The 25,320-nt window shown below is 62.7% G+C and carries 21 protein-coding genes; 11 read left to right on the forward strand and 10 right to left on the reverse strand.

Annotation, left to right across the window (positions count from 1 at the left end; all coding sequences use genetic code 11):
• Window positions 1–7: 7 nt before the first annotated feature.
• On the reverse strand, window positions 8–988 hold the full coding sequence (locus tag HH302_RS13555; RefSeq protein WP_172202768.1) for a YafY family protein: 981 nt from the start codon (window positions 986–988) through the stop codon (window positions 8–10).
• A 109-nt stretch (window positions 989–1,097) separates the two neighbouring features.
• Here HH302_RS13555 and HH302_RS13560 point away from each other — a divergent pair, with 109 nt between their 5' ends.
• From HH302_RS13560 to HH302_RS13585, 6 genes are all read left to right on the forward strand, one after another.
• Complete coding sequence (locus HH302_RS13560; RefSeq protein ID WP_172202769.1) at window positions 1,098–1,361, forward strand: hypothetical protein; 264 nt, start codon at window positions 1,098–1,100, stop codon at window positions 1,359–1,361.
• 37 nt (window positions 1,362–1,398) lie between these two features.
• On the forward strand, window positions 1,399–1,956 hold the full coding sequence (locus HH302_RS13565; protein WP_172202770.1) for a hypothetical protein: 558 nt from the start codon (window positions 1,399–1,401) through the stop codon (window positions 1,954–1,956).
• A 48-nt stretch (window positions 1,957–2,004) separates the two neighbouring features.
• Window positions 2,005–2,478: a metal-dependent hydrolase gene (locus HH302_RS13570; RefSeq protein ID WP_172202771.1), complete on the forward strand. Its 474-nt coding sequence runs from the start codon at window positions 2,005–2,007 to the stop codon at window positions 2,476–2,478.
• A gap of 34 nt (window positions 2,479–2,512) precedes the next feature.
• Window positions 2,513–3,421 carry a 5'-nucleotidase gene (locus tag HH302_RS13575; RefSeq protein ID WP_172202772.1) on the forward strand — a complete coding sequence of 303 codons (909 nt, stop codon included), beginning with the start codon at window positions 2,513–2,515 and terminating at the stop codon, window positions 3,419–3,421.
• Window positions 3,422–3,575: 154 nt separating this feature from the next.
• A complete protein-coding gene (locus tag HH302_RS13580) occupies window positions 3,576–6,530 on the forward strand; it encodes a diguanylate cyclase (protein ID WP_172202773.1) in 2,955 nt (984 codons plus the stop codon).
• A 106-nt stretch (window positions 6,531–6,636) separates the two neighbouring features.
• Window positions 6,637–7,572, forward strand: a complete 936-nt coding sequence (locus HH302_RS13585) for a 3'-5' exonuclease (protein ID WP_172202774.1) — start codon at window positions 6,637–6,639, stop codon at window positions 7,570–7,572.
• A gap of 255 nt (window positions 7,573–7,827) precedes the next feature.
• Here the strand turns inward: HH302_RS13585 and HH302_RS13590 are convergent, their stop codons facing one another.
• The 6 genes from HH302_RS13590 to HH302_RS13615 form a co-directional block, all read right to left on the reverse strand.
• Window positions 7,828–9,063 carry a DUF4268 domain-containing protein gene (locus HH302_RS13590; RefSeq protein ID WP_172202775.1) on the reverse strand — a complete coding sequence of 412 codons (1,236 nt, stop codon included), beginning with the start codon at window positions 9,061–9,063 and terminating at the stop codon, window positions 7,828–7,830.
• Between the two features lie 172 nt (window positions 9,064–9,235).
• The gene (locus HH302_RS13595; protein ID WP_172202776.1) at window positions 9,236–10,408 is read right to left on the reverse strand and encodes an ADP-ribosylglycohydrolase family protein; all 1,173 of its coding nucleotides are present in this window, start codon (window positions 10,406–10,408) and stop codon (window positions 9,236–9,238) included.
• Window positions 10,409–10,415: 7 nt separating this feature from the next.
• Entirely contained in the window at window positions 10,416–11,381 is a 966-nt protein-coding gene (locus HH302_RS13600; protein ID WP_172202777.1) for a metallophosphoesterase, read from the reverse strand.
• Window positions 11,382–11,526: 145 nt separating this feature from the next.
• Complete coding sequence (locus tag HH302_RS13605) at window positions 11,527–11,946, reverse strand: hypothetical protein (RefSeq protein ID WP_172202778.1); 420 nt, start codon at window positions 11,944–11,946, stop codon at window positions 11,527–11,529.
• A complete protein-coding gene (locus HH302_RS13610; RefSeq protein ID WP_172202779.1) occupies window positions 11,943–12,653 on the reverse strand; it encodes a hypothetical protein in 711 nt (236 codons plus the stop codon). The genes HH302_RS13605 and HH302_RS13610 overlap by 4 nt, the downstream gene beginning before the upstream one ends.
• A gap of 28 nt (window positions 12,654–12,681) precedes the next feature.
• A complete protein-coding gene (locus tag HH302_RS13615; protein WP_172202780.1) occupies window positions 12,682–13,080 on the reverse strand; it encodes a hypothetical protein in 399 nt (132 codons plus the stop codon).
• A 490-nt stretch (window positions 13,081–13,570) separates the two neighbouring features.
• On the opposite strand from HH302_RS13615, the gene HH302_RS13620 reads away from it, so the two are divergent.
• From HH302_RS13620 to HH302_RS13640, 5 genes are all read left to right on the forward strand, one after another.
• Window positions 13,571–14,224, forward strand: a complete 654-nt coding sequence (locus tag HH302_RS13620; RefSeq protein WP_172202781.1) for a hypothetical protein — start codon at window positions 13,571–13,573, stop codon at window positions 14,222–14,224.
• Window positions 14,225–14,628: 404 nt separating this feature from the next.
• Entirely contained in the window at window positions 14,629–15,186 is a 558-nt protein-coding gene (locus tag HH302_RS13625) for a hypothetical protein (protein ID WP_172202782.1), read from the forward strand.
• 216 nt (window positions 15,187–15,402) lie between these two features.
• Window positions 15,403–16,698 (forward strand): DUF6361 family protein, encoded by a 1,296-nt coding sequence (locus HH302_RS13630; RefSeq protein WP_172202783.1) that lies wholly within the window; start codon window positions 15,403–15,405, stop codon window positions 16,696–16,698.
• Window positions 16,685–18,565, forward strand: a complete 1,881-nt coding sequence (locus HH302_RS13635; RefSeq protein ID WP_172202784.1) for a phospholipase D family protein — start codon at window positions 16,685–16,687, stop codon at window positions 18,563–18,565. The genes HH302_RS13630 and HH302_RS13635 overlap by 14 nt, the downstream gene beginning before the upstream one ends.
• 7 nt (window positions 18,566–18,572) lie before the next feature.
• A complete protein-coding gene (locus HH302_RS13640) occupies window positions 18,573–21,878 on the forward strand; it encodes a hypothetical protein (RefSeq protein ID WP_172202785.1) in 3,306 nt (1,101 codons plus the stop codon).
• A gap of 136 nt (window positions 21,879–22,014) precedes the next feature.
• On the opposite strand, the gene HH302_RS13645 is transcribed toward HH302_RS13640, so the two are convergent.
• The 3 genes from HH302_RS13645 to HH302_RS13655 form a co-directional block, all read right to left on the reverse strand.
• On the reverse strand, window positions 22,015–22,335 hold the full coding sequence (locus tag HH302_RS13645; RefSeq protein WP_172202786.1) for a hypothetical protein: 321 nt from the start codon (window positions 22,333–22,335) through the stop codon (window positions 22,015–22,017).
• Window positions 22,336–22,513: 178 nt separating this feature from the next.
• On the reverse strand, window positions 22,514–22,912 hold the full coding sequence (locus HH302_RS13650) for a hypothetical protein (RefSeq protein WP_172202787.1): 399 nt from the start codon (window positions 22,910–22,912) through the stop codon (window positions 22,514–22,516).
• Window positions 22,899–25,196 carry an ATP-binding protein gene (locus HH302_RS13655; RefSeq protein WP_172202788.1) on the reverse strand — a complete coding sequence of 766 codons (2,298 nt, stop codon included), beginning with the start codon at window positions 25,194–25,196 and terminating at the stop codon, window positions 22,899–22,901. The genes HH302_RS13650 and HH302_RS13655 overlap by 14 nt, the downstream gene beginning before the upstream one ends.
• Window positions 25,197–25,320: the final 124 nt, after the last annotated feature.

Genomic DNA, 25,320 nt, shown 5'->3' on the forward strand with positions numbered 1-25,320 from the left:
GACTGCGTCAGCGCCTCGGTGTCTGCATGGCTTGCAGCGCTTGGGTCAATCGCGCCTGGACCACTTCACGCAGCGAATCGGGCGCGATCACTTCGACTTCGGGCAGATGGCGCATCACATCCATCGCGAGTTCGAAGGGTGCGCTGTAGGGAATGCGCAGGGTGTAGTACCCCGCGTCATCGAACGCGCCTTCCTGACCCGGATGCCAGGTCTCCTTGCTGACCCAGCGTGCGCGTTCCGGCGCGAAGCGCAACTCCGCCCATTCAACCTTTTCGCCGGAGAAGATGCCATAACCGGCATCGAGCACGTTCTTCAGACGCTGCTCGGAGACTTCCTTCGCGGCCTCGGTGCTGCTCCAAACCCCTTCGATCGCATCGAGTCCGAAGCTGCGCAACTCATTGCGCAGGTGGCACCAGGCTTCGAGGTACCAGTTCTCGCGGTAATAGGTCAGGCGCTGCGGTGAGATTTCACGTCGAGTGACTTCATTGCGCCCGCGATGGCGGTGGTCGATCATCAGGCGCTGGCGCTTGAGCACCGCATGCGCGATCGGGGTGAAGTGGCGCGGCTCATAACGCCGGCCGCTTGAACGCATCACCCGGATGCGCTTGTTCACCGCCTCGAGCGGAATGTCCTCGCGATCGAGCATCGCCCGCAGCCGGGTGAGCAGCGGCTGCACATGAGGCGTCAGCAGCCCCGGGCCGAGGCTCTCGAGCAGCGCCTCCATCGACAGCAGCGCGTGAATCTCGGCGGCCGAGAACCACATCCCGGGCAGTTCGAAGGATGGCGTGTTCGGGTCAGTTTCGTAGCGATACCCGCCGGCGTCCCGATCCCAAATGATCGGCGCCTCCAGGCGCGAGCGCAGGTATTCCAGATCACGTTTGAGGGTGGCGAGCGACACTTCCAGCTCTGCCAGCAACTCGTCGCGGGTCACCACCCGCCGTTCGGCGATGAGGCGTTCGATCTTGTAGAAGCGTTCGGTGCGGTCCATGACGGATCACGGTCTTGTGAGGATGACGTGCATCTTGCCGCATGGGTAGCTCACCGGGTGAGCCTGGCGCGCGCAAGAATGCGTTTCATCAAGTTCGCGAGGTCCTCGCATGTTCTCCAAACCCCTGCTCGCCGCTGCGCGCCCCGCCCACCCCTCCCCTTTGCCGACCTGCGCAAGCACTCCGTCGTACACAGCCGACGATGCCGATGTCGCGCTGGAAGCCTTGCTGCGCTGGGCACGCGCATCGGGCCGGCCGTTCGACGCGGTGCTGCCGCTGGTGACCGGCCGCTTTGCCCCTCCTGAGATCGTGACCTTCATGGATCGCTGTCGCCCCGGTGCCGCATCGCTGCGCGAGCTCTACGAGGCCCTCTGAGCCTGCCCCGACCCGAAGTCCTTACTGGAGACTGTCCATGCACGGCGATCTGAACGAAGCGGAACGCGAGATGTGCGACATGCAGGCCAAGCGCTGCAGCGCCAATGCGCCGATCATCGATACCGGCCGCACGAAAGGTCACCCACTGACGTATCCGCGCTGGACGCGCACGCTGGCCGATGGGCGGGAGATCACGCTGACCGAGCTGATTCAGTTCGGCACTTACGATGGCATGTTGTGTGGCCTGCCTGGTCAGTTCCGGGATGAAATCGAATATCGCGGCAAGGAAGCCCTGCGCAGCGGGCGCGGCCGGTTACCGCCCCATTTCGGAACGCCTGTGTTGCTGACGCCTCAGCGCTTCGTGGGGGAGGTCACACGAAGCGACGGGAGTAGCGAGCGCTGGCAGCGCGTCGGCTTTGTCACCTGCATCGGGGTGTTCGAATCGTCCGAGGTCGCACGTGACCCGGGCGAGTGTTACTCATCCCTCGTCGCCGTGTGGTTCCAGGATGCCTTCGGTGTTCCGACCGAGCCCTGGGTGCTCACGCAGATCGACGCGCTGGACTGGACTAGACTCGCTTGGGACTGGACGCCCTGATCGCCAGGGCACCCGACTTTCATCACCGACCATCCGCCGAAGACAGCGATGCCTTTCACGCCCTTCCACCTTGGCCCCGGCATCACGCTCAAGCGCGTGGCAGGTCAGCGCATGAGCCTTGCAAGCTTCACCTGCGCACAGATCCTGATCGACCTGGAACCGGGTATTGGCATGCTGCGTGGCGCGAGCGTGCTGCATGGCTATTCGCATACCCTGGCCGGCGCCCTGGTAATCACACTGCTCTGTGTCGCCATCAAACGATGGCCGGAACGCGCATTGGGCGTCCGCATCTCAGCCCGCTCGGCGCTGGCCGGGGCCTTGGCCGGCACGCTGAGCCACCTGCTGCTCGACGATATCGTGCATCAGGACATTCGGCCATGGTGGCCACTGACCGAGGCCAATCCGCTGCAAGGCGCGTTGTCGTGGGAAGGCACGGAAGCGCTGTGCCTGGCGCTCGCGTTGCCCGCGCTCTTCTGGATCCCTGAGGGCTGGCGACGCCTGCGTGCGATGCCGTGGCGATGACGGATCAAGCGACCACGAACTGAGAGGCACAGTGATGTCCCCGACCCTTGACGGAAAACTGGTTGTCGCCATTTCCTCGCGCGCGCTTTTCGACCTGGAATCAGAGAACGCGGTCTTTGAAACGGGTGACGATGGCGCCTATCGGGCCTTGCAGCTCGAACGCCTCGACGATCCCCCGCCGACCGGGGTGGCGTATCCGCTGGTGCAAAAACTGCTGCGTCTGAACAGCGCGACGACACAGCCGGTGGAGGTGGTGATCGCGTCGCGCAACGACCCGGTCAGCGGCCTTCGCATCTTCCGCGCGGCCAAACACTACGGGCTGTCGATCGAACGCGGCATCTTCACCCGCGGGCGCTCGCCCCACCGCTACCTCGCGCCGCTCAATGCCTCCTTGTTCCTCTCGGCCAATCCGCAAGACGTGCGTGCTGCCTTGCTCGCAGGGTATCCCGCCGCCCAGGTGTATCCCGCATCCGCCGCCGATGCGGCGCGCAACCCGAACGAGATCCGCATCGCCTTCGACGGTGACGCGGTGCTCTTCAGCGATCAGGCCGAGCGGGTATTCAAGGGCGAGAGCCTGGCGCGCTTTGTCGAGCATGAGGTGATCCGCATCAACGAGCCGCTGCCGGCGGGACCCTTCAAACCCTTCCTTGTAGCGCTGCATGGCTTGCAGTCGCGTGCGCGCGAAAACACGGTGCAGATTCGTACCGCGCTGGTCACCGCCCGCAGCGCCCCGGCGCATGAGCGCGCGATCCGAACCCTGCTGCACTGGGGCATCGAGGTCGATGAGGCCTGCTTTCTCGGTGGTCTGCCCAAGGGCCCCTTCCTCAAGGCGTTCGAACCGGACTTCTTCTTCGACGACCAGGCCGGCCACTGCGAAGGCGCAGTCAGCGCCGGCCCGACCGGGCAAGTGCTCTACGGCATCGCCAACGAGGCGAATACCTGATCAAGCAGTCACCTCAAGTGTGCGCTCACGCGGCCGTAATTTCGTGCATGCCGCGCAATCTGATGCCACCCCCTGCTCATACGCCACTGCCTGCGCGTGGCCAATGGTCCGCTCGGCGCACGCTCACCCACCTCCTGTTTGCCCCACTCCGACCATGCCAACCGATCCCCTCGCCCCTGAAAGCACACTGACCACCGACGCCCTCCACTCCCTGCTGACAGCTACCGTCGAACCCCTACTGACGGCTGGACAGTTCGACGCCGCCGAGGCCGCGCTGCACCGCGCGCGGGCCGAAACATCGGACCACGCATCGGCAGCACACCGCAGCGCAATCGAATTCGGACAATCGTTGCTGGATCTCGCGCTGGGCCGTCTGCGGCGTGCGCGCGACGCCGCCGGGCGCGCGGTCGAGGCCGCCCAAGAGGCGCAGGACCTGACCACCGAGATCAGCGCGCTGGCCGTTCAGTCGCTTGCGAGCGCCCGTATCGGGCAGCCGGTTGTATCACTCGAACTCGCGCTCCTTGCCACCGAACTGGCGGCGCGTACCCCATCCGGCCCGTGGACGTTGCGCGCCGATATCGCGCTGGCCCATGCCTACCTGTGGAACGCCAACATCGCGATGGCGCGCCGCACGCTCGACCGAATTGCCGACCATGCCGACCGTGCCGACACCGAGCCGGCACTGCCCCTACCGGCGGAGCTTTTCGAACTTTCGACCTGGATCGCCTATCGGAACTGGATCGACGAGCGCGCTGCGCCGCAAACCGCGCGCCCCGAGCTGGCCGGTAACGCGCAGACGCCCTCCGCAGTGCTGCCAGCGTCGACACAGGCATGCGTTTTCCCCGGACAGCAGGAGACGGTAGCCCTGCTGGCGCGTTTCCATCAGGGCTTGCGAGTCATCAAAGGGGAGGTCCCCGTCGTCACAGACGCCGCGGGAGATGACGCTTTATCGCGCCACGCTCTCGATGGCCCGGAAGCGCTGCCCGCCCTGCTCCATGCGCTGACCGGTATCGAGCGCGGGTATCACTCACGCAACACCGAGTCGATCCGCGACCACCTCTCTGCGGCGTGCATCGCCGCAAACGTGCTGGAGAGCGACGCGCTGGGCGTGCTCGCGAGGCAGGCGGCCGCATCGGCGCTGCTAGCGCTCAACGCACGGGACTTGGCGACCGAAGTGATCCTGGAACTGGCGCAGATCGAGCAGCAACGTCTGAGCCGCGACCTGGGTGAGCGCCGACTCGCGACCACGACCCATATCGAAGCGCGCGCGAATGCGCAGGCCAACCGGGCGCTACGCGCACATACGCTCGAACTCGAAAAACTCGCTTATGAAGACAGCCTGACCGGCGTTGCCAACAAGCGGCGCTTCGAGGACCGCATAGGTGAATGGCTCGCGCAGGCGTACGACGCAGCAGAGCCGTTCTCGGTTGCGCTGATCGATCTGGACCGCTTCAAGCAGATCAATGACGTGTTTGGCCATGAGATGGGCGATCTGGTCCTCAAGGAAGTGGGGGCGGTGCTGTGCGCCAATGTGCGCGAGCGCGATCTGGCTGCCCGTATCGGCGGCGACGAGTTCGCCCTGCTCTTCCGCGGCACGACGGATGAAGTGGGACGTCTCGTCTGTGACCGGATCGAAGCACAGGTACGCAGCCTTGACTGGGCGAGCATCAGGGCCGGCCTGCGGGTTGGCCTGTCCATCGGCGTCGCCGAGGCCCAGCCGGCAGACAACCCGAAGTCGTTCCTCAAACGCGCGGACGACGACATGTACCAGCGCAAGCGAGCGCGTAAGCATCTGTATGGTGCCTACCGCGACCGAGATGAAGAGGCCGTCTCGCCGATCCAGATCGAGAGTGTGGCCCGCCGGTTGCAGGCAGCCGAGACCGTGAGCGTGCTGGTCGGCTCTGGATACGCGATCAGTCAGAACGGTCTTGCCAGCGGCGAGAATTTCTACGCCTGGCGGAGTGCGGACCGTAAGCGCTTTGCCAGTGCAGCCGCGTTGCGCACCGACCCTACCGGCTTTCGGGCACATTGGAACGGCCTGCGCACAGAACTTCAGCGACAGCCGGTACCAGCGCTCTTCAGCGAGGTCGAGAAACTCTATCGTGCGCTTGGCTGCCCATGGATCATGACCGAGCGCACCGACGAATGGCTGCAGCGCGCAGGGGTGCCTGCGCCGATTGAACTCTTCGGTTCCCTTTTCAAGGATGCCTGCGGCGAATGTGGCGTACCGCTGAGCGACAGTGCGACTACATGTCCCCATTGCAGAGGCTACGCGCCGTGCCGCAGACCGGCGATCACGCTGCTCGATGAACTTCCGGATGACATGGTCCTGAACGAGGCGCAACTGCGCGCCAAGCGCTCCGACGTTATCCTGGTGGTGGAAAGCGATCTGACGCTCACCCCGACGCGGTCTCTGATCGAGAAGGCTCGGTCGCGCGGTGCGATCATCGTGATGCTCGGCTCCGGGCCGCGGGCGAGCATGGATCTGGTCGATGAGTGTGTGCTCGGGGGCTCGATGCACGTCGTGAAGCGGCTGGCCGAGCGCCTCGCGCGGTCGGCGGCTCCGATGCCATCCCTTGGGCAACTGAGTTCCGACGGGGCCGCTGCACACGCTTTCCTGGTGGGATACGGCAAGGATCATGCTGGCCGCTCGCTCCAGCGCATCCTGGAGATGTCGGACCTTGACTACTGCACCGCACCGGATCTGGCGGGATGGCAGTTTCCGCTGCTGCGGAAGGGGCGCAATTGCCCCTTGGGGCCGGCACCGACGCCGGATGACTTCGCGATCTTTGCGCAGGACGCCGCGGTCATCGACGCCATGCGACGCTCTTTTGCACGCACGCTGGCGGTACTTGGCCTCGAATGGGTCGAAGGCGAAGTGTGCAAGGCCGGCAACTGGGAGCGCCGCTTCGACTGGTGGGCCAACCGCAGCGGCGATCACGACTACCGCATCTCGCGGATGATTGAGTCACTCTCCCTGGTCGGGCTGAAAGCGGAAGCGAGCGCCGTCGTACGCTTCATGGAACAGGAGTTGCCGAACCACCGCTATGTCGATGCGACGGTCGCGCTATGGCACTGGAAGCATGCAGCGATGGTTGAAGGTGGCTAGCGCTTGCGAGATCCTGATATCGGTACAGCCAATTCACTGAGCCCCTGCGGGCGTCAATACGCGTCGAAATCGAGCCAGAATCGCGACTAGATTTGAGGAAAACATGATGAGTGGGCTTCGCGACAACGAACCGGATCTCGCGCACTGTGCCAAGGTCCTGACCGATAATGGTTTTCGCGTGATCCGGCCGCTGGAGGAACGCGCGAGCTACGCTACGCGCGAGCGCCCGTCTGTCGGGCTTGTTAAGGTCGCAATCGTTGACACCGAAACCACAGGGCTCGACTTCTGGTCCGACTACATGATCGAAGCCGCGATTCTGATAGTCGAATTTCTACCTGAAACCGGAGAACTGTTTGACGTCGTCGCCAGTTACTCCGGACTTGAAGAAAGCCCAATCGGAATTCCGGAAGACGCGACTGCCGTCAGCGGCATCTCCGACTCCGATGTCGCCGGAATGAAGTTCGACGACTCTCGCATCGCAGAGATCTTGCAAGGCGTCGCTTTGGTTGTTGCGCACAACGCCGAATTTGACCGGCCATTCCTCGAAGATCGCTTCCCAGCCTTTGCAAACCTGCCCTGGGCATGTTCGCGCAAAGGAATCAGATGGGAGAGCGAAGGAATGGGCGGTGCAAAGCTTGAATACCTTTGCGACCGCGCCGGCTTTCACTATGCCGCCCACCGAGCGATAACCGATTGTCGAGCCCTGCTCGAACTACTCTCGATGCGCTTGCCAAGAACGGGCAGACCCGCACTCAAGGTACTCTGGGATGGTGCAATGGAATCAACGTTCGAAGTGCGCTTCAAGCTTCCTCCTAGGTCACCATTGATCGGACAGGCGAAAGCGCGTGGCGCTCGCTGGAATCCAAAGCTACGTCAGTGGTCCATGCCGTGCAGGGGTGCGAAGCTGGCAGCAAGACTGGATGACGCCAGAATGCTTCTTCGCGATTACGCCGATTCGGCGCAACTCCATGTCGTCGAGTGGACAGCCTTGAATCGCTTCTCGAACAGAGACGGAACCGACGTCACCCAAGCATGGACTTGATAGCTCGCCCGCAATCTTGAGTCCGAGGGTCGTCTCATCCCATGGTGTCCCGGGCGTGCGCAGACCTTCGAGCCAGCAGCGCGCTCCCCGAGTCGACGATTCTTAGCGCCTACCAGCAATAAATCGATCATCTGCCTTTGGCGGTCTCTTCGATACGTCGATGCGACGGTCGCGCTATGGGAATGTAGAGATCATTGAGCGCTGACAGCTCAGAGTTCTTGCGGTCCTGAAGAAGGATCAGCCCCAACGCGGCATTCACGATTCTCGCGCGAGTTCAGCCATACGGTGCCTGAACGCATTGACGAAACGGTTGCTCATGTCGGACAGATAGTCATACGCAGGCTTGCGTTCATCCAGGCCAAGTACATCCTTGAACTGACGTTCGACCGCAATGACATGTTTCCCGCTCTTGCTGTCCCAGATGGGGGCGAACCCCAGCTCTTGCTCAATTGCTGAACGATCCTCCATCAGCGCGGCATAAAGCCTGTCGCCTTCATCTCCACGTGCAAACGTGAGGTAGACGCCGGCCTTGTTTCCCGCCCACCCAATCCAGGCCGAGATCCAGGCAGCCGATGTACTCCCGTGCGGTGGCAGAGGAAAGTAGCGATTGGCCATCGCCGTACCATTCTTGGGCATTGGCTGCGACTGGTCATCCAAGGTCAGTTGATCAAGCCACCCCTTCCAGAACTCAAGACAGGCCTGTTTCTTGGGGTGCTCATCTAGCTGATCCGGGAGTCCAATCCCATCACCTTCCGCGTCGACCTCGCTCGTCATCACCACGCTGGAGTTCGCAAGTACGGTGATGGTTCGAGCGATCTCGACGGTCTTGGCGATGACACGCGGCTGAACCAGACGTGCGCCGTCGGGCATGTCGTAGACCGCCACTTCAACAAGCCCCAGCGAGAAATGCAGATTGCCGCCACGATCCAGGAACGATGCAATTGAAGCGGCACCTTCCCGTATGCCATCACCAAGAATCAGCAGCAGGAACTTGCCGTGCTGCAACGTACGGATCACATCGTCGACGAAGCGGTGTTCCTCAACATCAGGGAACTTCTCGCGAACCATTTCGAACAGGACATTTCCCTTCCGGTTCGTAGCCTTCGACACCTCACGCTGGAGGTCCTCATAGGACCACTTGCTCAAGGCATTGGCATAGTCGAGGATCTGGGCGATGACCTTTCGCCGTGCTTCAGGATTGCGCCAGAGTTTGACCTCAGCTATCACCAGCCGTCCTTCCGGGGTGGCATACAGAATATCCAGTGGCCCGGCTCCGGTTTGCAGTTCGCGGCAGATGGGGACGATCCTCTCGCTGGCGCGGTCGATCTCTCCGACCGGCAGGATGACATCCCCATGCATGAAGAGCGTCTCCTGCAGCCATTTCTCGTCAAAACCATTCGTCGCGCCCGCGGCGTTAGCACACCGACTCAATGCAACGCTGGTGCCATCTGCACGCAGAACGACAGGTAGCCCATATCCCGTAGAACTCATCGTCACTCCCTCAAGATCCTGATCTGCAACCGCCACCCCGCACACGCGGGTTTATCGCCACATCCGCTTTACCACTCTGCCAAAGGCCACACCGACCCCCGCATCAATTCGGGTCGAGCACCGCTGCTCCGGTGCCTACAGGCCGATCCGGCCGTTTCGAACCACGCAAACTTCAGCAGCCCGGATAGCGCTCGCAGTAGTACGCCTCCTCCGCTTCAGCGGCTGGATTACCCCAATCGCCCAGTTGCCATTCGCCAACCGTGGCGAGGTCATCCGCGACCTCCTCGATAACGGAACGCAGTTCGAGTGGGACGAGCCACCGCTCGGGAATCGCCGATCTGCCGTAGATGGCGCCCATCAGATTCCCAGCGATCAACCCGGTCGAGTCGCTGTCGCCGTCGTGATTTACGGCCATGACCACGGCCGACTCAAAATCTTCAGCCTTGAGCGCGCAATAGACGCCTATTGCGAGCGCCTCTTCGGCGATCCAGCCCTCCCCCAACTGTTCGATCGCCAGAGCCGGCACGACATCCGACTCGGCCAGCGCCACCGCCGCATTGAGCGCCGCGAGGGTTTCCTCATGGCGCTCTCTTGCCATCAGCAGGGGCATGACATGCGCGATGGCAGCGGGGAGCGATACGTCGTCGAGCAGTTCGAACACCAAGGCTGCCATCACGCCGGCCGTCAGAAACCCGGTGGGATGTCCGTGCGTCAGGGCGGCAGCTTCGCAAGCCAGGTCAAACGCATGCGCGCGTCGTTCGGCACGCGTCTCGGGACTGCTGCAACTGAGCGCATGAAAGAGCATACCGATCGGCGCGACCCGCATCACACCACCGCAGCCCTTGCTGTCGTTGTGTGCAGGCTTTCCGATCCGGGTGCCCTTGCGCAGCGCGTCGAGACAAGTCATGCCTGGCGCACGGCGCGAAAACAACGCCTTCTGTTCCATCATCCAGCCGCTCAGTGCAAATTCCATGTCGCGCGGCAAGGAATAGCCTTGGGTGTGCAACCAGCGCAAGTAGGCATAGTGGATGACGCTCGGAGGATGGCATAACCCCCGCAGCGACTCGCGCACAAATCCCCGCAAGACGCCTTCAGCAGTAAAGAGTGTCATCTGGGTGTCGTCGGTGATGGCGCCCACACGACCATAGGCGGGCACCATCTCTGTCAGACCTTCGGGCCCGAAGCGACGAAGGATTTCTGCGCGATGCATGAACTCAATCGGCGCGCCCAGTGCATCGCCGACAGCGCCGCCAAGCAGGCAGCCCTGGTAGCGTTCTCTAACGGCGGCGACAGGAGTTCGCCGCTCGAAGTGCTCTTGTGCTTCCGCGGTCACGTCACGCCTCATGCTGATCTCATCCCCGCATCCAATGCAGTTTTCTCGCGTCCAACGTAGGCTCGCCGTCCCATCGATAGGCGACCAGCTTGCCGCCTTTGGCGACGCTGTAGTCCACGCAGGCAACCTTGTCGGACAACAGTTCGGGCGAGCCGCTCTGCCAGTAGTGGCCGACAAATACGGGTTTGCCGCGGTCGTGACCGACGAGTGTGTGCGCGGGCACAGGCTCCTCTGGTAACTCGCGCCGGAGATCCTCGGGCAGCATCGCCGCCTTCCGGTAGGTGCTCGAATCGTTATCCCACCAGCGCACGCGCACCCTGCTGCGGGCAATCCCGTCTTTGTCATGAAACACATGCGGCGGTGGCAGCGCGACCTCGATACCCTTGAGTACCGCCTCGACCGCCTTGAAGACCGTCATCCCGGGCGCGTCCTTTTCCGCTTCGCTCTCCGGTTCGCGGCAGGCCATGACCATCGTCTCGGGCGTCAGGCAACGTTGCTCGGTCAGATACGGTGTCAGATAACCCAGCGCCGCCGTGTGCCAGCATGCATGCACGACGCGAAGATCAGGCAGATCGAGATACAACGGCAGGGTCAGGAACCAGTTCACAAGTTCCTCATGCAAAGACGTCCCCTCCACTTCGGCCAGGAAGGCTTGGTGCTGATGCCGATTCTTGGCGCCATACCTTGCAGAGTGATGGGTGCGCAAGTACTCGCCTGGATTTGCCGGATCAGGCAGAAACCACGCAATGGCATTGAACTCATGATTGCCCATCACCGCCAGCGCTGAGCCTGCATCGACCATGCGTCGCACGATCTGGACGGCCTCAACCTGCTTGGGCCCACGATCGATGAAGTCGCCGACAAACAGCGCCCGTCGATCCGGATGACGCCAAGCCCCTCCGCGGTGCCGATAGCCCAGATCGCAGAGCAACGCTTCCAGCGCGTCTGCGTGACCGTGAATGTCGCCGATGATGTCGTAGTTCATGCTGCCCTGTGTCTCATCTGCTTGTCCGAAGTACGGTGTTGATCTCACTCGAATGCTTGGCTCGAACTATCCGTCCCAACCCACCCACCAACTCGGTTCGAAGGTGGGCACCAATGCCAACTCCGACGAACGTGGAGCCTCTTGATCACCATACATCCGCGAAAAGCGTGAACTTCGCGCGCTCGCTGAATTCCTGTGCGACAAACGCCTTCAAATCGATGAGGTAGTGAACCGCCCAAGCATGCCCCTTCCACAGCAGCATCCGGGCTGGATCGTTGTACGCCGGCTCGTCGTCATACAGATAGGCAATGAATGATTGAACCTGCGCTTTTGTCACTGAGATGCGCGTAATCTCCGACCCGTCGGCCCCGTACTCAATCGAAGGCGCAAGATTGTTTTGCTCGGCCCATTTACTCAGCAACACAGGCCAATAGCCATCTTTTGGGGACGGCCCGGCGAACCGCAGCGTATTGTCGGCACATGTGATCTCGTACCAGCCCTGCGTATTGCGCCTACAGGTCCGGCGATCAGCAGAAAAGTCGATCCAGCATGTTGAGTCGGTCATGCGACACTAGCCTCCACGGCAAACAGAAACTGGTGCCGAACCGCCACATCGACGAAGACCTCGCCGACTCTAAGACAATCCTGGTAAGAAATCCGCGCCCCTCCGTCGCCATACTCATGATCAACCAGGTCATAGAACAGCCAGCAATGAGGTTGCGCGCGCAGCGCGGCGGGCAAGCCTGACCACGCCCAGTCTGCGCGCTCGCGGTTGCGACGTCGCAGGTCCACCAGATGCTTGACCGACACCCTCCTCGAGGCCAAGTTGTTCTCCTCGTCATCGTCGAACGCGGGATCGTCCGATCGCAGGCAGAAGTCGATCCTCGCGTCCATTTCGTAGTCCCACAGAGGGTCCGCGGGATCCGCGCACTTGGCTTCGAGACGTGGCATTTGGTCGGACGCGACGCAATGCAGGAGTTCTGTGATCGCAGTTAGCCGCCAGTTCAGCCGAAGCAATCCGTCGATTTCCTCTGGCGACAGCGTCGCGGGATCTTGCTCTGGCGCGCATTTCTCGGCCAATAGCGCTTCGAGGCTCTCGATTGAAGCGCCGAGCAAACGCTGAGTCTCGGTGACTTGCTTCGCCACCACTTCCATCTCATTTGCTTGCGCGTCGTTGCGGGGCGCCAGCATCGGCTCCACCCGCCCGAGCAGCCGTGTCGCCTCCCAAATGGACCTCAGCACATGCTCCAGTTCAACGCTCGTCATCATCATTGCCGCGGCTTGGCGCACACTCGAATCTTCAATCGAAGACCCGATCTTTGTCCGCTCCGGCTTTCATTGCATTCGCAAGCGTGAGCACACAAAACCGAATCTCTGGCCAACGCGTTCGGCCGTCATCGTGATCTTGCACAAAGGCACAGAGGCGTTGGTAATCGGCGTTATCGGCGTCGTAGGGCAACTCGAGGTAGAGGTATTTCGGACCGCCCTCGATCCAGCCCGAGTTGGACGTCGGTCCGCAGATTCCATGGGCGACGCCGGCAGCGTCGAGCCATTCTCGTATTGAATCCGCGGCGGGAGCCCTTAGCCAGTCGGCGTGAGAGTCATCGTCGAACAATCCCCCAGGCATAGGGCCAAAGAACAGCAGGTCATGGCCGAGACGCCGTGCGACAACATCCAGGTACTCGATCAACTGTGGCATATCGTTCTCCGCTTAATACGCCCAGTGTATTGACGATCTGCGACAGCCTGCGTCGCACCGTTGGACTTCTATGGGCAAGATTGAGTCGATCTGGTTGCTGCGTAGAGATTGCCGATTTGCAGCAGTCCGCCTAGCCGCCTGAGACGACTTGTCCGACGCCCTTACCGCCCTTGGAACGTGTCTTCGTGATGGAAACGCAATCGCTCTCGTCCTGCGACATCATTTGTCGCTCGACTCAGTAGCATCAAACGTTTACGCAAATCGACCGAAGACGACGCGTAGTCGATACACCATGAACAGAATCCCCGTATTTTCGACCCACGTATGGTGTCAGATGCTGCTGTGGAGAGCCCTTCGGCGGCCAAGCCACGCGAAGTGGTACGCGAATGGCTTTCCCGGTATCCGATCGAGATCAAGGGCTATCCGCCGGCAACGATTGTCGAGCTGAGCATGCGCCCATGCGGCGTCGTTCGTTGAGGGCATCCTGAACATGCAGATACCGAACGGCATGGAATCAGACGATCCGCGATTCGTTGAGTCCTTTCACTGGACTACCGGATCATTACTGCATGCCACACGCGATGCACTGGCTCACGGCATTGCCGTATCTCCAACCTCGTGCTTTCACCACGCCGGCTACGACTATTGCTGGGGATTCTGCACCTTCAACGGGTTAATGGTCGCTGCTCAAACGCTTCTGTCTGAATCGGCCGTGGAGCACGTTGGCATTCTTGATATCGATCAGCATCGCGGTGCCGGGACTGAAGACATCATCCATCGTTATGGACTCGACGCTCACATTACGCACATTACCGCGCTGGCAAGTTACCCAAGGGAAAACCAAGCGTTCCTTGCTGGATTGCCGCAGTTACTTGAGCAGCTCAGTGGTTGCGATCTCATCCTTTACCAGGCAGGCGCTGACCAGCACGAGAACGATCCCATTGGTGGATTCTTGAATAGCGCGGAGATGCGTCATCGCGATGCGGCCGTCTTCGAATTCGCCACTAGCCGAAAGATCCCGCTGGCCTGGAATTTGGGCGGTGGTTATCAAGTAGTTGAAACGACTGAGATGTGCAGCATCCAACCGGTGCTCGACCTTCACAATGCCACAATGGAAGAGGCCATATGTCGCTACCTGACATGAAAACATGGGCATCATCGGCAACAATCTGCGGCCGACCATTCGTTTGATGAATAACGGCCACGTCACGAAAACTAGCCTTCTTCCTTATGCCTAAGACTGTCCTTGCATGCACGTTCTCCTATCTCGCTGAGAAGCTACCTGGCGCGCCCGTACGAGTCGCGTCCGGCGATCATCCTCACGTTGAGATCGACGTCACACCGGAGCGATGCGAATCCCCTCTCGGGCGTTGGCTCGCCGAAAACGTAGCATCCACAGTTCCGGGCCCGACCCAAACCATCCTCCGAGCGGCCACCAGCCGAACTGCGGCCGAGGATGATCTTCGAGCGCTCGCCGCGTCGGTCAGTCGCGACTGCGACCACGTCGACCGTGGCGAGCTTCGCAGCGCTCTTCGAAGAATTGAGGCGATGTGCCGCGCGCTCGATCACAAGGTGATCAACGGGGCGCGTGGCGACTTTCTCCCCCGAGTGATCGACTACCCGTGGCCTCTCATTGATCGCGACGCCGACGGAGAATGCATTACAGCTGAACGGTACTTTGATCAATGTGCAGCCGCACTCAACACGTCTAGCCTCGCAGCGTTGGAGATCGTTGGCGTTGGGGCGCCCCCCGAGACCATCATGCGTGAAAGGTCCGCAACCGATCTGCTCGCGCTGGTGGAATCCAATATCAGAACCCCCGCCGTGGAGTTCTTCTGGCGCAGAGATCGCGTTCCCGGATGGCAACTTGACCTCACAGAGGCGGTATCCCGCTACGCGTTACGCGCATTGGGCAAACCGCAACGAGACGGCGACGAACCATTCACCGCCGACGAAGGACTGATCGAAAGACCAACCATTCGTCAATATCTGCACGCGCTAAGGGATGGAAGCTCCGAACTACCGGGCAGGCATTTCGTTACGCCGAGCGTTTGGTTGTCCATCATCAATGCCCATCCGCCGTGCCAAGGCGACTTCAACGGATAACGGTCCGCTTCTTTGTGGTGCCGTCCGAACGACGACGTAAGGCGAAGTTGCTTATTGACCTCTCAGGAGGGACCTATTCGGTCAAAGGGGTCTCAGCGCACAGCGGCAATCAATTTGCCTGCTCACCGCGAGTACTGCGAGTACGTTGAGATGCCTGCGCTCGACGGTGCATCAAATCGTGTAGCGACGTACCCCCTCAAACCACGCACATACCTTATGCCCACTCTGCAATGGCTTGACTTCTCCCCTACCGAACGTGAAGACGTCCTTACGCTCCTTGAGTCGCAAAAGGACAAGTCCACGATCGACGAACTGGGCTTGGGCCTTGTTCGTGACGCAATCTCGGACCATCTGTTCCCCGGCCTGAGCACCATCCAAACTCGCGCCCGCTACTTCCTCTTCGTGCCGTGGCTGCTGAGGGACCTTGAGCGCGGCAGCGTGCAGGATGATCGCTTGGTGCCGACGCTGCGCCAGCGGGAAGTAGCGCTGATCGAGGCCCTGCTGGCTACCGATGGCGAGACGCCCGATGAACGCCACCCTGGTCTGGTCGGCCGTGAAAACCGAGATAAGACCCAACGCCTGCCTTCCTCCATCTACTGGAGCGGCTTGCGGCGCTTGGGGATTTACCAGGGCGCATGTTCCTTACAGGAGTACCTTTCCGACCTGCCGGACGTGCGGCGGGCCTCCCGTCGACGCAGTGCCAGCTCGGAGGATGGGGAAGACAGCGAGGGTTACACCGGTTCCACCACCTGGGACCCAGGCTTGCCCGACGCGAATGGCGAGTTCCTCACTCGGACCTCCTTTGACCTTTCCCGCGGGGAGGCTCGCTACCTCAAGGAGAAGGTGCTAGGCCTGCACACCTCGTCCGGGCAAGTCTGCCTGCTGCAATGGATGGTGCGTCACCTCGATGCGGCGACGGTAGCCACTCTGGAAGCCCCCTGGTCCCTGCTGGAGGACACCGGCCGCTGGCCGGCGCTGCCCGCGTCGCTTAGTACCGAACTGATCCACGCCCTCCACTTCTCGCTCAGCACGAGGGCGCTGACTGCGGTTTACACCCGCCTGCTCGTTGCGCGCCGGCGTGACGTTGCCCCTGCGCACTACGACACGCTGCTGGCAGACACGCTGGCTGGGGTTGGTGCGCACGCTACGGCCCTACAGGCTTGGCACGATGAACTGGGCGCCTTCTGGCGCTGGATTGCGCAGGTCAACCCGCGCCTGCAGCGCGACCGGCCCTTCATCGAGGAGTGGCTGCGCCTGCTGGCCGAACAAGGCTTTGCGGTGGCGGATCCGTCCACGTTGCTGGGCATCCAGACCGAACGCTGGATGCAGGCGCGGGAACGGCGCCTGAAGGGCGCGCTTGCGCGCATGGGCAACCCGCCGGTGCTGCAGCGTTGGCGCCCGCCTGAATGGCTGGGCCTGACGGACTACCGCTGGCGCACCGGCCGCGACATCGTCATCGACATTCTGAACGGGTTGGGCCGCACCGGAGACCTCGCGCATGCTGGATCCTGACGACCGTTGCCTGCTCTCGGAGCAGGTGCTGCCGCCGCACGGGTACGTGTTCACCGACGCCCTAATCTGCACGTACTCGCTGGACCTTACCGCGTTGGCCGGTGTACCGCTGGCCCTGCTCCAAAGCGACCCGTTGGCGCTGGGCGACGCAGCCGGTGCGCGCCTGGAAGCGCTGCGCGCAGTGCGAGAGATGGCCTCGCGCCTCAGTGTGTTCTGCCAAGCGGGTGCGATCCACGTGCCCGCCGAGTGGCGCGACGCCTTCCTGTGGCTGGAAGCCAGTGTGGTTCAGGTGCGGCCGACGGCCGCCCGCGCGGTGTTCCACCCAAAGCTGTGGCTGCTGCGCTTCGTAAACGGCGGCGGTGAGGTGCTCTACCGCTTGCTGGTGCTCTCCCGCAACCTGACCTACGACCGCTCGTGGGACGTGATCGCGCGGCTGGACGGGCCGATGGTCCAGCGCCAGAACGCCATCCGCGCGAACGCACCACTTGTGCAGTTCGTCGAGGCCCTAGGCGACCATGCCGCCGTTCCCGCATTGGGCGGGCTGGCCGACGCACACCGTCAGCGACGTGACCGTTTTGCCCGGGAGTTGCGCACCGTGCGCTTCGAAGCGCAGGACGACCAAGTGAAGGACTGGGCCTTCTGGCCCCTAGGCATTCCCGGTCACAAGTACCCGCTCGCACAATTGTTCGACGGCCAGCGCAGCCCGTTCCAGAACTGGGCAAAACAAGCGCAGCTCGGAGGGCGGCGGCTGCTAGTGGTCTCGCCCTTCCTGTCCGGCGGCATGGTGGACACGCTTTCGGCGTCCGGCTTTCCGGTGCACCTCGTCTCGCGCGATGACGCGCTGGACGAACTGCACGACCGCCTGCCCGATCAGTGGTTTCCCGAGGACGGCAACTTCGTGCACGGCTTCCGCCAAGAACTGAGCCTGGAGGGGGCGCCACTCAGCGGCTTGCATGCCAAACTGTGGGTCGCGGATGACGGCTGGGAGGCGCACCTGTGGGCCGGCTCCGCCAACGCCACCGAGGCGGCGTTCACCCGAAACGTCGAGTTCCTGCTGCAGCTCTCGGGCATGAAGTCGCGCATGGGAGTCGACGCACTGCTAGGCGATCAGGGCATCGCGCCCCTGACCACGCCCTACCTGCGCCCGACGCAGGCACCTGACGAAGCGCTGCTCACCCTTAAGCGCCAGCAGGAGGCGCTGGACTGGCTGCTCAACTCGCTGGTGACCGAGGAGCGCCTGTCGGCCCGCCTCGAGCCGCAGGACACAGCCACATGGTCGCTCTCGCTATCGATAGTGAGCGGCTCACCACTGCTGGCCGAAGGACTCCCGGTGCAGTGGCGGGCGCGTCCCATCAGCGTGCCATGGGCTCGGATCACTGGCACCGAGGAAGGCTGCCCTCTCTGCCGCTGCGCCGACCTCGCGCTGCACGAGCTCACCGAGTTCTGGACGCTGGTCTTGGAGGTGCCCGGCACGGAACTGCGTGCGGAGACCACTGTACGACTGTCTGCCCAGGGCGATTGGCCGGCGTTCACGGCGCGCGAGTCGGCAGCGCTGTCCCGCCACCTGCGTGACGCCGACAGCCTCGCGCTGTACCTTGAGTTCATGCTCGCTGGTGATGACGAAGCCCTGCGCCAGCGCCTGCGTCGGCAGCGCCAGCAACGTCAGGGCGACGCCCGCCGCGCCGCCGCGCCGCTGCGTCCACTGTTCGAAACGCTACTACAGGCCCTAGCCGAGCGGCCCGAGACATTGGGCGAAGTGGTGGACCTCGTCGAGTCTTCCCGCGACAGCGGGCTGATGCAGGACTCGGCATTCCTCAGCCTCTGGACCGCATTCCGCGAGGCGCAGAGACACCTCCTTCCGACCTGACTCCACTATGACAGACGAAATCGACTGGCTGGCCGTCGAACAAGACGTGCTGGCGCGCCTGAAGCCCTTCCAACGCGACACGGTGGAGTGGGCCTTCGAGTGCCTGTTCCCCGCGGACGGGCGCCCGTGCAGCGGCCGATTCCTCGTAGCCGACGAGGTTGGCCTGGGCAAGACCCTGGTAGCGCGCGGCGTGCTGGCCAAGACACTGCGGCACCTGCAGGGCAAGGTGGGGCGCGTGGACGTGGTCTACATCTGCTCGAACGCTGACATCGCGCAGCAAAACATCCGCCGCCTGAGCATCCCGGCGCTGGAGCGGGTCGGCTTCCGCTCGCAGGGGCGGCTGACGCTGATGCCGCTCATTCCCTTGGGCAAGGACGGCCGGCCCGAGCGCCCCTCGGCTCTGCCCCACAGCGGCGTGAACTTCCAGGCGCTGACGCCGGGCACCTCGCTGGACTTCCGCAACGACCCTGGCCACGCGCAGGAACGTGCTCTGCTCGCCCAGATGGTGACCGATGTGCTGCCCGAGGTCAGCATGACGCGCTGGCGCAACCTCTTCGCGCAGCAGGTGGGGCACGAGCGGTTCGAGACGCTGATGGACCGCGTGCGCACGCGCTACGCCATCGACGATCAGCTGCAGAAGCTCTTCTCCGAGGAGCTGCGCCGCGGCGACCAGGACGGCCGCACGCTTGTGAGCCAGCTGGCCGAGCTCGCGGACCGCTTCCCCCGGCAACGCGCCTACCGCCACCGCGACCCGGACCAGCGCGAGGCCGCGACGCTAATCGCCAACCTGCGCCGCACCCTGGCGGGCGTATGCATCCAAGCGCTCGAGCCAGACCTCCTGATCCTCGACGAATTCCAGCGCTTCCCGCGGCTGCTCGACAGCCACGACCCCAATGCGGAGTTGGCCCGGCAGCTCTACGAGTACGAGACTGACGGCCAGCGCACGCGCGTGCTGATGCTTTCGGCCACGCCATACCGTATGAGTTCAGTGGGAGATGCTCCCGAAGAGGACTCGCATCACGATGAGTTCCTCGCGATGGTGCGCTTTCTGCTGCGCGACGACGAGACCGCCCTGGCGCGACTACGCGACCTGCTCGAACGTTTCAACGACGGGCTGCGTACGCTGGACCCGGCTGACACCACAGCGATAGAGGCACTGCGCGACCAAATCGAGGCCCTACTTCGCGGAGTCATGTCGCGAACCGACCGTACGCCTACGAGCCAGGAACGGGACGCCATGGTGCTGGCGCCGCCCACGCCCGTGCACCCCGACGCGGCGCAGATGTACGCCTACGTGGGCCTGAAGCGCGTGGGTGTCGCGCTGCAGGTGCCAGACCTGCTGGAGTACTGGCGCTCGGCCCCAGCCGCGTTCAGTTTCCTGAGCGGCTATAAGCTGCGGGACAAGCTGATCGAGGCGCTCGTGGAACAAAAGGAGGGGCTGTGCACCGCTCTCGCCACGCCCGGTCTGTTTCTGGATGCTGAGGGTGCGGTCGGGGCCGAGTCGGGGCATGCTCGCACGGCCGCGATGGCGCGTGCGCTGATCGAAGCGGGTCTGCACCGCGTCGCGTGGTTGCCGCCGTCGCTCCCTGGGCACGTGCTGGGCGGTCCGTTCGCCACGCTTGGGGACTGTGGGCGCACCAAACGGCTGCTGTTCTCGAGCTGGCGAATGGTGCCGCGGGCCGTGTCGACCGTCCTGGACGGGCTGCTGAGCGCCGAGCAGCGGCGTGAATTCGGCCCTCCGCCCGCTCGGCGCCACGAGGAAACCTATGGTGACTACTTGCTAGGCTACCCATCCGCGGTGCTAGCGAACTTGGGTCACCCCGATCGATGGGCCGCCGACTGCGAAGCCGACGGCGTGACGCCGACCGTACCGGTGCTCATCGACCGTCTGATGCCAGCGCTCACCAGGCTGATGGAGGAGGTCCAGACCCATTATGGCAGCGAAGCCCAAGGTGCAGAGGACCACGACTGGTACTGGCTGGGGCCTGCGTTGGCCGATAGCCTCGCATGGGAGCGCGAGTATGGAGGGGAGGCTCGCGAAGCCTTCCGTCCATTTGAGTTCGAGTCGCTTGAGGCCGAGCGCGATGGCGACCCGCTGTGGGCTCGGGATGGCATAGCCGCACGGCAGTCCCTGTGGGACGCCCTGCGCCGAGGCGATGCCCGCCTGGGCAAGCGCCCTGCCGATCTCATACCGGTGCTGTGCCATCTCGCGCTCGCCGGCCCGGCCGTGTGCGCGCTGCGAGCTTTGGCCGACGAACCCAGCCAGCACTGGGACGAGGTGCACCGCCAGACCGCCAGCGGCGTCGCCGCAGCCTTGCTGCACTACCTCGGGCACGAACAGACCGTACAAATGCTGACGGGCCTGTACCCAGAGGAACGCAGTTTCGCCACCCGCTTGCTGCGGCACGCCGCCGACGGCGGCCTTCAGGCTGTGCTCGACGAATACCTCGCGGTACTGGATGTGGACCAGCCCTTGGGGCCGGACATGCCCGCAGGCAGCTTGGCCGCGCTGGCGGCCCGCCTGACGCAGATGGAGGTGGCGCTGCGGCTCAAGCCCGCCGTGCTGCGGCCCGAGGTGATGCGACAAGATGAGAACGGCGCCTGGCGCCTAGTACCCCTAGCCCGCAGCCTACGCTTTGCACGACCGCTGCTGGAGGACAGTAGCGACGGAGACGAAGGTGACGGACCAACCGCGATGACGCAGCTGCGTGCAGCGTTCAACTCGCCATTTCTGCCCTTCGTGCTGAGCAGCACTTCCATCGGGCAAGAGGGTCTCGACTTCCACTGGTACAGCCACGCAATCGTTCACTGGAACCTTCCATCGAGTCCGGTCGACTTTGAACAACGCGATGGTCGAATCCACCGGTTCCGCAACCATGCAGTTCGAAGAAACCTCGCGCGTGACTGGGGCGGGGCAGCCTTGGTTCACGCGCCAGGCCGGTTAGCTTGGAACTGGATGTTCGACCAGGCGACTGCCTTCGTTGCAGCGAAAGGTGAAGATGCAGGTGGAATGCGCCCATCTTGGATCTATCGAGAGGGCGACAGCTCGGCCCCAAAGGGCACGCCGTCTTGGATGCTAGCGGCCATGGGACAGCCAGCACGCATTGAGCGTCTGGTCCCCGTCATCCCACACAGCCGAGACCAAGTCGGACTAGGGAGAATGATGAAGGCAGTTGGGCGCTACAGGATGGTATTTGCGCAGCCGCGTCAGGAAGATCTGCTGGCACACCTGGAGCGCCAGTGCAGCGACGAATCTCTGGAAGCATTAGCAGAGAGCATCTTGATTGATCTTCGCCCACCCAACAGAGCGTGAGTCAGAATCTGACCGACCATCCATTGTTCGGAAAGCGCCTAGTGGACGACAATGGCGAACCCTTTCGCGCAACACAAAAAGGCTACACATACCTCCCTCGCGCATGAGTCGTAGATGGCGTGCGACGAACATGCAGCTAGCTCGTCGTACCCACCTCCGGCACGCGCATCGAGAGTGCCAGCGCCAACTCCGCCATCGCATGCGTCCGTTCATCGCCGCCTGAAAACCGGAATCGCAACGTTCCGAACTTTTCCTTGATCTGGCGGACGACAACCGGGGGCATGTCGTCGTGTTCGACACTCCGCTGGATGCACTCGCACAGGGCATCGAGGATCGGGAACCACCCGTCGCCGCAACAGCAGCCCCATTGCATCGCAGACTCCGTTTCTACCCAGGTTTCGCGGGGAAAGAGTGACGGGTAGGTGGCGTACAGGCGTTCTTCCAATTCTGGACTCATTGTCGCTCTCCTTTCGACTCAGGTTCAGTGAAGCCAAAGCAATGCGGCTAGCGCCACGAGCGCATAGATGAGCGCAAGGCGCAGCAGTCCTTGGCCAATGGCGCGCAGCGCCCATGCCATGAAGAGCAGCCACGCGGCGAGGCGGGTCGCGCAGTGCTGCGCCTCGTGATTCGCCCGATCACGGTAGCGGCTCAAAGCGGCGCGAATCAAAGTGGAACAGCAGCAGATCGTGATCCGGGTCGCGCACGCCAAGGATCACGTCAAGCGGTTCGCGGAAGTAGGTGAAGCCGGCGTCTTTGGTGTCGTCCAGAATCGGCTCTGGGAGCACAGCAACGACAATCGCCGCCTCGTTGTATTGCGGCCAGCGCTTGTTGCGCAGACCCGGTTTCCAGCGCACCAGCATCCCTGGCTTGAACGGAACCGCCGGTTGTTCGATCAGGCGCTCGTACATCTCGTGCAGATCGGTGTTGTGCTCACTCACCGCTTCGGCGCGGGCGTCGAGATGATTCGCGCCGGTCTTTGCAATGTTGACCAGCATTTCGCGCAACTTCGGGTCGAGCTTCTTAGGCGTATTCATTGCGCTGCTCCTGACGTGTTTGGTTGAGGGAGTGAGGCTTTTCGGTGGATCTGGGATGAGCCGCGCGTCCGCTGTCCCGGAGAGAGATTTCGCTTTCGAGGCGAGCAACGAGATCGCTTGCCGTTGGTGTGAGATCAAGCAGACGGTATTGGCGGACCACGGTTGCGATGTTGCCTGCGGTCAGGCCTTCGAGGCGGGACACGGCTGCCTCTGCGGCTTGGGCGGCTTCGAACGTGCCGCCAAGACGAATGAACTCCTGAGCAAAGAGCGCCCAGCGTTGATGGTGGGACAGCGGCGAGAAACGTACCTTCCAGTCGAAGCGTCGCAGTGAAGCAGGGTCGAGGTGTTCCACCAGATTGGTGGTGCAGATGAAGATGCCGTCGAAGGCCTCCATCTGCGTCAGCAGTTCATTGACCTGGCTGACTTCCCATGAGTGTTCCGCACGCTCGCGCGACCGCAGGAACGAATCCGCCTCGTCAAGGATGAGGACGGCGCCCTGCTGGCTTGCCTGATCGAACATTCCGGCAATACGGCTCTCCGTATCGCCCAGCCATTTGGAAAGCAGATCGGACGCGCGTTTCACAATGACCGGGCGGTCGATCGCTTCTGCGATGTGGCGCCCAAACTCGCTCTTGCCCGTACCCGGCAGCCCATAGAAGCAGAACCGACCAGCGGGGCGACGCATCAGTGCGGCCACAAGACACGACACATCAACATCAGCATTGACGTAGGCGAGATCAAAGGCGGTTGTCCGCCCGGACACCCACGACGGCTTCGGCTGACCGAGCAGCGCGGCGGAGCGATCGAGCGCGCGCAGAATCAGGCTGCGGCCATACTCGGCTCTCGCGGGATCAGGTGGGAGTCCAACGAGGCTTTCCGCGACTTGTGCAGCGTTCTTCAGTTGAGCGGGCGTGGTGTGATCCCGCGCAGCTATCGCTGCCAGCAAGCTGTCGTCTGCGGGGTCGAGCCAGGCGGACAGATGGTGATCGACGATGTGTTTGCGTACCGAGAACGGCGGTACCGCAAACTTGATCGTATAGTCGAAACGTCGCAGGTAGGCGGCGTCGATGCCTTCCAGATCGTTGGTGATCCAGATCGCCGGAACCGGGTTGTTTTCGAGCGAACGGTTGATCCAAGCCTTGCCACGGGATTCCACGCGTGAGCCCCCAAACAGGCTTGCGAACGGGTTGCTCTCGAATACGTCTTCGACCTCATCGAAGATCAAGACCGCATCGCGATTTCGGCTCAGCAGGCGTTGCCCAAGGTTGTAGGCGCGCAATCGGCCGGCACCGCCAATGGGGTCGCCATCCGGATCGGAATACTTCACCTCGAATGCATTGAGGGACAGCGCCTGGGAGAGCGCGACAGCGTATTCAGTCTTGCCCACACCGGGCGGACCGTAGAGCAGGATGTTCGTACCCGGCCGCCCGGTGTTGCGCGCCTGATTGATGAGACCAGTCACGATCTCGGTGTCGTGCACAAGGTGCGGAAACTGGTCGATGCGCAGGGTAGCCGGTGGACGCCGATCAACGAATCGCGCCAGCAGATCCTCTTCGCAGACCGTCTGAGCAAGCATCAGATCCGGCAAATCCTCGCGAATACTGAGCTTGCTCTCGAGGTCGCACGTTTGTTCCTGCAACGCGATCAATCCGGTCGCGCGTAGCGCGCCCTTTGCACTGAGGGCGTCGGCCATCTCCGCCGACGACAAGCCAGAAAGGCCTGAAAGCGCCAGCGCGAGATTGGTCGTATCCATTTCGATCGATAGCGCACTCACCACTCGGTTGAAAGGCGCGATCCCTCCCAGACAGGTGGCAAAGAGCAACACGAACCGCTCCGCGGCTGTCAGATTGAGCAGGCGCGTCAGGGTCGCGAGGTTGTGCCAGATCGGCGCTCCATACGAGACCCCCTCCCGCACAGCCGCCTCACGCATCTTGCGAAAGTGCGAGCGCAGGACGTGAGCCTTGCCGGACTTGCGGCGCCGGCGGCGATCAGTGATGGAGAGAATGCCGTGCTCGTCATCCTCGTCCTCGCCTGACTGCTCTGCGAGCGCGTCAAAGCACGCCGACGCCCCTTCTCCGAGAACGGCGCGCACCCTGCGGTCGGCGCGGCCGTCTTCCATGAGGTCCACCACCCGGTCGATACGAACGTGCAACAGAGCGAGATCCACCAGCCAGACGCACAGCATCGGGCGAAGGCTCTCCAAGACGGGGTCGGGGAGCTGGACGGGGGGCTCGCTGCCGCAGACGACAAACGCTGGGGAGCCCTGCTTTACGCGCTGGTTCATGACGATCTCCGGTCTATCCAATAACCTTGATCATCCGCCTAGCTGCGACGATTTGTGTCGCACAGCACGCAGGCCCCATGCGACACAAGATGTCGCACATAGAAATAATGATGGTGACCTGATT

Source organism: Niveibacterium sp. COAC-50 (genome assembly GCF_013184235.1).
Taxonomy (GTDB): Bacteria; Pseudomonadota; Gammaproteobacteria; order Burkholderiales; family Rhodocyclaceae; genus Niveibacterium; species Niveibacterium microcysteis.

What these genes read in the sequence shown, in the direction of transcription:
- HH302_RS13555 (WP_172202768.1), bottom strand. Translation starts at nt 988, where the DNA reads ATGGACCGCACCGAACGCTTCTACAAGATCGAACGCCTCATCGCCGAA.
- HH302_RS13560 (WP_172202769.1), top strand. Translation starts at nt 1,098, where the DNA reads ATGTTCTCCAAACCCCTGCTCGCCGCTGCGCGCCCCGCCCACCCCTCC.
- HH302_RS13565 (WP_172202770.1), top strand. Translation starts at nt 1,399, where the DNA reads ATGCACGGCGATCTGAACGAAGCGGAACGCGAGATGTGCGACATGCAG.
- HH302_RS13570 (WP_172202771.1), top strand. Translation starts at nt 2,005, where the DNA reads ATGCCTTTCACGCCCTTCCACCTTGGCCCCGGCATCACGCTCAAGCGC.
- HH302_RS13575 (WP_172202772.1), top strand. Translation starts at nt 2,513, where the DNA reads ATGTCCCCGACCCTTGACGGAAAACTGGTTGTCGCCATTTCCTCGCGC.
- HH302_RS13580 (WP_172202773.1), top strand. Translation starts at nt 3,576, where the DNA reads ATGCCAACCGATCCCCTCGCCCCTGAAAGCACACTGACCACCGACGCC.
- HH302_RS13585 (WP_172202774.1), top strand. Translation starts at nt 6,637, where the DNA reads ATGAGTGGGCTTCGCGACAACGAACCGGATCTCGCGCACTGTGCCAAG.
- HH302_RS13590 (WP_172202775.1), bottom strand. Translation starts at nt 9,063, where the DNA reads ATGAGTTCTACGGGATATGGGCTACCTGTCGTTCTGCGTGCAGATGGC.
- HH302_RS13595 (WP_172202776.1), bottom strand. Translation starts at nt 10,408, where the DNA reads ATGAGGCGTGACGTGACCGCGGAAGCACAAGAGCACTTCGAGCGGCGA.
- HH302_RS13600 (WP_172202777.1), bottom strand. Translation starts at nt 11,381, where the DNA reads ATGAACTACGACATCATCGGCGACATTCACGGTCACGCAGACGCGCTG.
- HH302_RS13605 (WP_172202778.1), bottom strand. Translation starts at nt 11,946, where the DNA reads ATGACCGACTCAACATGCTGGATCGACTTTTCTGCTGATCGCCGGACC.
- HH302_RS13610 (WP_172202779.1), bottom strand. Translation starts at nt 12,653, where the DNA reads ATGATGATGACGAGCGTTGAACTGGAGCATGTGCTGAGGTCCATTTGG.
- HH302_RS13615 (WP_172202780.1), bottom strand. Translation starts at nt 13,080, where the DNA reads ATGCCACAGTTGATCGAGTACCTGGATGTTGTCGCACGGCGTCTCGGC.
- HH302_RS13620 (WP_172202781.1), top strand. Translation starts at nt 13,571, where the DNA reads ATGCAGATACCGAACGGCATGGAATCAGACGATCCGCGATTCGTTGAG.
- HH302_RS13625 (WP_172202782.1), top strand. Translation starts at nt 14,629, where the DNA reads ATGTGCCGCGCGCTCGATCACAAGGTGATCAACGGGGCGCGTGGCGAC.
- HH302_RS13630 (WP_172202783.1), top strand. Translation starts at nt 15,403, where the DNA reads ATGCCCACTCTGCAATGGCTTGACTTCTCCCCTACCGAACGTGAAGAC.
- HH302_RS13635 (WP_172202784.1), top strand. Translation starts at nt 16,685, where the DNA reads ATGCTGGATCCTGACGACCGTTGCCTGCTCTCGGAGCAGGTGCTGCCG.
- HH302_RS13640 (WP_172202785.1), top strand. Translation starts at nt 18,573, where the DNA reads ATGACAGACGAAATCGACTGGCTGGCCGTCGAACAAGACGTGCTGGCG.
- HH302_RS13645 (WP_172202786.1), bottom strand. Translation starts at nt 22,335, where the DNA reads ATGAGTCCAGAATTGGAAGAACGCCTGTACGCCACCTACCCGTCACTC.
- HH302_RS13650 (WP_172202787.1), bottom strand. Translation starts at nt 22,912, where the DNA reads ATGAATACGCCTAAGAAGCTCGACCCGAAGTTGCGCGAAATGCTGGTC.
- HH302_RS13655 (WP_172202788.1), bottom strand. Translation starts at nt 25,196, where the DNA reads ATGAACCAGCGCGTAAAGCAGGGCTCCCCAGCGTTTGTCGTCTGCGGC.